Annotated in this window: 1 protein-coding gene; it reads left to right on the top strand. The window is 63.6% G+C overall.

From position 1 onward, the window contains the following. Positions 1 to 1,128 (top strand): S-(hydroxymethyl)glutathione dehydrogenase/class III alcohol dehydrogenase (locus tag FJ471_RS34630; RefSeq protein WP_140811622.1); only part of this gene is annotated, 1,128 nt, incomplete at its 5' end. Between the last annotated feature and the right edge of the window lie 5 nt (positions 1,129 to 1,133).

The raw sequence follows: 1,133 nt of genomic DNA, 5'->3' as shown, positions 1-1,133 counted from the left end.
ATGAAAACGCGTGCCGCCGTAGCCGTTGCCGCCGGAAAGCCGCTTGAGATCATGGAGGTGGACCTTGAAGGTCCGCGCGAGGGCGAGGTGCTGGTCGAGGTGAAGGCGACCGGCATCTGCCACACCGACGAGTTCACGCTGTCGGGCGCCGATCCGGAAGGCCTGTTCCCGGCGATCCTGGGCCATGAGGGCGCCGGCATCGTCGTCGATGTCGGCAAGGGCGTGACCTCGGTCAGGAAGGGCGACCATGTCATCCCGCTCTACACGCCCGAATGCCGGCAGTGCCCGTCCTGCCTGTCGAGGAAGACCAATTTGTGCACCGCCATCCGCGCCACGCAGGGGCAAGGGTTGATGCCCGACGGTTCGTCGCGCTTCTCGATCGGGGGCGAAAAACTGTTCCACTATATGGGCTGCTCGACCTTCTCCAACTTCACCGTGCTGCCGGAGATCGCGGTGGCCAAGGTCAATCCCGACGCCCCCTTCGACAAGATCTGCTATATCGGCTGCGGGGTCACGACCGGCATTGGCGCGGTCATCAACACGGCCAAGGTCGAGCAAGGGGCGACAGCGGTGGTGTTCGGCCTCGGCGGCATCGGCCTCAACGTCATCCAGGGGCTTCGCCTTGCCGGCGCCGACATGATCATCGGCGTCGATTTGAACAACGACAAGAAGGCCTGGGGCGAAAAATTCGGCATGACGCATTTCGTCAATCCGAAGGAGATCGACGGCGACGTCGTGCCTTACCTGGTCAACATGACCAAGCGCGGCGCCGACCAGATCGGCGGCGCCGACTACACGTTCGACTGCACCGGCAACACCAAGGTGATGCGCCAGGCGCTGGAGGCTTCGCATCGCGGCTGGGGCAAGTCGGTCGTCATCGGCGTTGCCGGCGCCGGCCAGGAGATATCGACCAGGCCGTTCCAGCTGGTCACCGGCCGCAGCTGGATGGGCACCGCCTTCGGCGGCGCGCGCGGCCGCACCGATGTGCCCAGGATCGTCGACTGGTACATGGAGAAAAAGATCCAGATCGACCCGATGATCACCCACACGCTGAAGCTCGAGGACATCAACAAGGGTTTCGACCTCATGCATGAGGGCAAGTCGATCAGGAGCGTCGTGGTTTACTGAAGCAA

This window comes from Mesorhizobium sp. B2-7-1, assembly GCF_006440735.1.
GTDB lineage: Bacteria > Pseudomonadota > Alphaproteobacteria > Rhizobiales > Rhizobiaceae > Mesorhizobium.
Note: the sequence above shows the minus strand (reverse complement) of the source record. Positions and strands in the feature narration are given on the sequence as shown.